At 37.1% G+C, this 4316-nt stretch carries 6 protein-coding genes; 5 read left to right on the top strand and 1 reads right to left on the bottom strand.

All coding sequences use genetic code 11. The features are described 5' to 3' along the window. Window positions 1–334: 334 nt before the first annotated feature. From PL85_RS11810 to PL85_RS11790, 5 genes are all read left to right on the top strand, one after another. Window positions 335–1045 (top strand): winged helix-turn-helix domain-containing protein, encoded by a 711-nt coding sequence (locus PL85_RS11810; RefSeq protein ID WP_019282907.1) that lies wholly within the window; start codon window positions 335–337, stop codon window positions 1043–1045. After that, on the top strand, window positions 999–1526 hold the full coding sequence (locus tag PL85_RS11805; RefSeq protein ID WP_019282908.1) for a hypothetical protein: 528 nt from the start codon (window positions 999–1001) through the stop codon (window positions 1524–1526). The genes PL85_RS11810 and PL85_RS11805 overlap by 47 nt, the downstream gene beginning before the upstream one ends. Before the next feature lie 128 nt (window positions 1527–1654). Then, on the top strand, window positions 1655–2443 hold the full coding sequence (locus PL85_RS11800) for a winged helix-turn-helix domain-containing protein (protein ID WP_013856703.1): 789 nt from the start codon (window positions 1655–1657) through the stop codon (window positions 2441–2443). After that, complete coding sequence (locus PL85_RS11795; RefSeq protein WP_013856704.1) at window positions 2427–2909, top strand: hypothetical protein; 483 nt, start codon at window positions 2427–2429, stop codon at window positions 2907–2909. Before PL85_RS11800 ends, PL85_RS11795 begins: the two co-directional genes overlap by 17 nt. Window positions 2910–3113: 204 nt before the next feature. Then, entirely contained in the window at window positions 3114–4118 is a 1005-nt protein-coding gene (locus PL85_RS11790; protein ID WP_013856705.1) for a GlxA family transcriptional regulator, read from the top strand. Between the two features lie 96 nt (window positions 4119–4214). On the opposite strand, the gene PL85_RS11785 is transcribed toward PL85_RS11790, so the two are convergent. Next, window positions 4215–4316 (bottom strand): IS3 family transposase (locus tag PL85_RS11785; RefSeq protein ID WP_215796825.1); only part of this gene is annotated, 102 nt, incomplete at its 5' end.

The raw sequence follows: 4316 nt of genomic DNA, 5'->3' as shown, positions 1-4316 counted from the left end.
AATTTTAGTTGACCACTACAGGGGTGATTTGCACTCGTAGTTTTGGTGACATATCAGATTCCTTATAAGTAGTGATAATTATAAGGCTTAAATACCATCCAAGTTAACCGTACCATTACAGCGATTTGCTTCAAGAGCCACTAAGGTTTGTTGCTCCATTGATTTGGGCTTGGTGTATTTTATTCCTATCTGGAGTGCCGCATTAGCGATGGCAAAAATACGTAGGTTTTAACTGTATCTATTGAAGGTAGAGAATTTAATGGATAGAATTATCATTAATGACTATCTGGCTAGAGACAGTGATTGACAGCAAATCAACGGCAAGAGTAACAATATGTGGATATTTGATCATCGAGCAGATAAGCAGTTACATAACCTGCAGACAAATGACTATAGAAAACTAGATAATATAGAGAGTGACCTACTGAAATTATTGCTTACCAATCAAGGCAAAACGGTAACAAAGGCGCAAATACTCACATATGTATGGCCAAACAAAGTTGTTTCTGAGTCCAGCATTACACAAGCCATAACTAAGTTAAGGCAGTCTTTAAGTGACAATGCTAACGAACAGAATGTTATCAGAACAATACCCAAATGGGGCTATTGTCTTATGCCAAACACTGTTAAATTAGTAGCAGAGGAAAAAGCAGAAACAGATACAGCGATAAAAAAATACTCAGTAAGTTGGCTGTTGATAAGTGGGTTTACATTTTTGTTGTTTATAAACATTTTATTATTCCATTTCTTATTTGTCGCTCCTGATAGCGCTAAGTCCATGAGTTTTTATTCATTCAAGGTGGGAAGTAACAATTTTTACGTTGAAAAAAATGACAGAGTAAGTAGTCAGTTGGTAGAGACTATTATCCATAAAAAGAATCTCACTAATGTCAATTTCTATATAACTTCTAATCAAAGTCGACTTTACATTGCATGTTACAAGTTGATACCAAACAACGATCAGCAAAGAAGTTATAATTTTTCAGTTGATATAAATCGTGTCCTTGAGGATGTTGGTAATGAAGTGTTGGAAGTATGTCAATAAAACCATAGGAATCTTGAGTCTACTACTCATTATTACGTTGCTAATACAGTTCTACCTTGCTACTTCTTTCACACCTAGCTTTGTTAATAAGACTGAGACTGTCATTAGTAAAGTTGTCCTTACGTATGGCGAGGAAAAACAAGATTCTCGGTATAGAGAGGTAAGCTATACACTGGTTCCTTTTTTTCTCAACCGATATGAACTACTTGCAAATATTAAATTTGATAGTGGTGAGTCTGTAAAAACGCAATTTTTAATCACATTCTGGCCATTTAATGAATATTCGATTAAATTTATCAGTAAGCTTGTCGATAAAGAACAGGTAAGATTTTTTGATAGGCCAGAACAGCATATTCTATTTGATGGTGGGGATGAGGAATTTCAAGTACTACCAAGCGATGCAAGACAATACTGCTATGTTCAATTATCTGACCAAGCAATTCAGTGTGTAGACGTAAATAGTATAAATGGAAACAAATAATAACGTAGTGCTTTGCAGGTATTGCTCAGGACAGATTTACACTCAGTAACTCCGTTATGATAACATCATAACTCCTCATAACTCCTCATAACTGGCAAACCTCTTATGAAAACATTAAAGGATACATCATGTGGGTATTTGACCCAACAGCTCGGAGACAACTGTCACATCTAAGCCACGAAAAGAGTAAGAAGCTCAAGTCTACTGATAGCAAAATTTTAGAACTTCTGCTCCATAATCAAGGAGCTGTGGTTTCTAAAGAGTGTATTTTACAAGAGGTATGGGGAGAGCGCATTGTCTCTGCGTCTAGTATTACCCAGTCTATCGCGCAAATACGTTTAGCTCTTGGTGACAATGGTAAGGAGCAACGCTATATCAAAACTTTCCCAAAACAAGGTTATATGCTTGTAGTTGGTGGGGTTATGTTTTCACAGCCTAACTTAAGAGCTGGAGAAAGCAACTTTACCGCAGATGACAGTGAAAATAGCAATAAAAACAAACAGCAACCAGAAAGCACCTTGTTAAAAGCTGTAAACCCTCCATCACTATATATGCTTATCCAAGGTGTAATTACCGTTTGCCTATCCATAGGTGTTATTTCAATCTCGTATTGGCTTATCACTATCTACTTTAACTCTCTAAGCATCAGTACAAAACGGTGGGTAAGTGCCGAGATTGCAGGTATTAGCTATTATTACGAGTTTAGCCCAAGTGGTACTAAGCTATTAGAATCCATTTCAGGCATCTATCAAAGTAATATAAGCAAAATCTTCCTTTCTAAAAACCCAGAACAGATATATGTATCTTGCATCTATAAAACAGAAAAATTTAGTGAAATTCGTTCGGCTAACTTGAGTTTTTCTCACCAATACACAACTCAAAACATCAAAGAGGCTATTCGTGAACATTGCCAGTAAGTTAAACATCTTATTAGCAGTATTGCTTGCTAGCTTAACACTATTACTTGTGTATCAGAACAACATGTTTCATCCTTCTTTTCTTGAAGGAAGAAATAACACTTTGTTGTTCAGTCATGGTGTTACTTACAGTGCGTCGGGAGTCGAGAAGTATCGAGAATTTCATACTCTTGATCATAAATGGAGTGGTATGCATCAACTTCATACGACGTATGGGCCTGAAGATGATTCCATAAGTTTAAACGTTTCATCTTCAGTATATTTTTGGACATCGAGCTTATTCTCAACCAGCAGTACAGTATACAGCGAATTCTATACAGCTAGCGTTGAACCAGATGCTACGCAAGCACACCTTCTTCTGGAAAGAGCCGACGAATATTTCCAGACCGTTTATCAAGATAGTGATAACTTTTGTTATTCAAGTTTACTCACAGGCAGCGTGCAATGCGTTACGGCTGGCCGGTGATAGAGTTATTACTCTAAATTTATTCAACACATTTGGTTATAATGAAAATTATGGATGAAAAGATTATAAAAATCAAAATCTTAAGTAATTCTTTTTTTGTTATACTTTCAACATAAAAGGTAATTATCATATAAGTTCATTGGTTTAGTGCTCGAGGTTTAGGCATAGTAAAGGAAATTACTGTTACACAAGGAAATACGTACAATGCGTTTTACCTGTACGGCTCCTAAACCGCTTCAAATTACGGCCTTACTTTTCGATGGAATGCCAACAACCTCTATCTCTGGTCCAATTGAGATGTTAACTGTTGCAAGCACATTAGCGAGAATTCCAGAACCTAAAATAAACTTAGTCTCAACATCAGGTAATAATGTTCAAGCCCTAGGTGGCATTAGATTGTCACCAAACCGAGACTGGAGTGAAATTTCTGACACTGACGTACTTTTAATTGGTTCTTGTGGTGAACCGGAGAAGCTACCTCTTTTAATGAGTGACGAAATGGGGAACTGGCTCAAGAAGTTAATTAGTGAAACATCGTACGTTGTTTCACTATATACAGGGGCTTTTATCCTTGCTCATTTGAACGTGCTTAACCGAAAAACTGCCACTACACATTGGGTTCACAGCCGTTTATTCCGCGATCTGTATCCCAAGGTAAAATTGCAGCCGCATATCAAAATCACTCGCGAAGATAATTTGATCTGTACTTCCAGCGTTGTTGAGTACTACCAAGCAATAATGCTCGTTATCGATGGGCTTTTTGGTTCAAACCACAAAGAAAAATGTGATCATTTTTTAAAAGGGGAAGTAACAGAGGAACAGCAAGTATCTCATTCCGATTTTGTAGAGTTTAGGCAGCATAATGATCAACTGATTCATGCCCTTCAAGACTGGATGCACGAACAAAATCCCACTAAACTGAGTGTCGTCAAGTGCGCGAGTCACTGCTTTTTAAGTGAGCGGCAAATGAAACGTCGCTTTAAAATGGCAACGGGAGAAACTCCTATAAACTATATACAGAGGATCCGAATTGCTGTAGCACGAGAGAAATTGAATAGAACCGAATATTCTATAGAGCGAATTTGCAACGAAATTGGATACAATGATACCAACCACTTCCGCGTACTTTTTAAGAAGTATCAAAATATGACGCCAACTGAATATCGTAAGAGCGTGCAATGTTTTAGTGATAGCAATTTTATTATATAAGCCAACAGACGTTAGGTGTACAAGCTATTTAAACTAAGTTAGCTAAAATTTCTTTTTTTGCTAACTTGATCTGCTCCAGCAAGACTGGACACCACATTAAGCGACATTTTGCTGTTCAAAGTTAACTGGGCTTAGATACCCAAGAGCACTGTGCCTTCTCGTCCGATTATAATCAACCTCTATGTACTCGAAGATCGT

It is taken from the genome of Vibrio anguillarum (assembly GCF_001989995.2).
Lineage (GTDB): Bacteria > Pseudomonadota > Gammaproteobacteria > Enterobacterales > Vibrionaceae > Vibrio > Vibrio anguillarum.
The sequence above is the reverse complement of the archived record's forward strand: the minus strand, read 5'-3'. Positions and strand labels throughout refer to the sequence as shown.

Bases quoted from the DNA above. Each gene is read 5' to 3' on its own strand.
- PL85_RS11810 (WP_019282907.1), top strand. From the start codon at position 335: ATGTGGATATTTGATCATCGAGCAGATAAGCAGTTACATAACCTGCAG.
- PL85_RS11790 (WP_013856705.1), top strand. From the start codon at position 3,114: ATGCGTTTTACCTGTACGGCTCCTAAACCGCTTCAAATTACGGCCTTA.
- PL85_RS11800 (WP_013856703.1), top strand. From the start codon at position 1,655: ATGTGGGTATTTGACCCAACAGCTCGGAGACAACTGTCACATCTAAGC.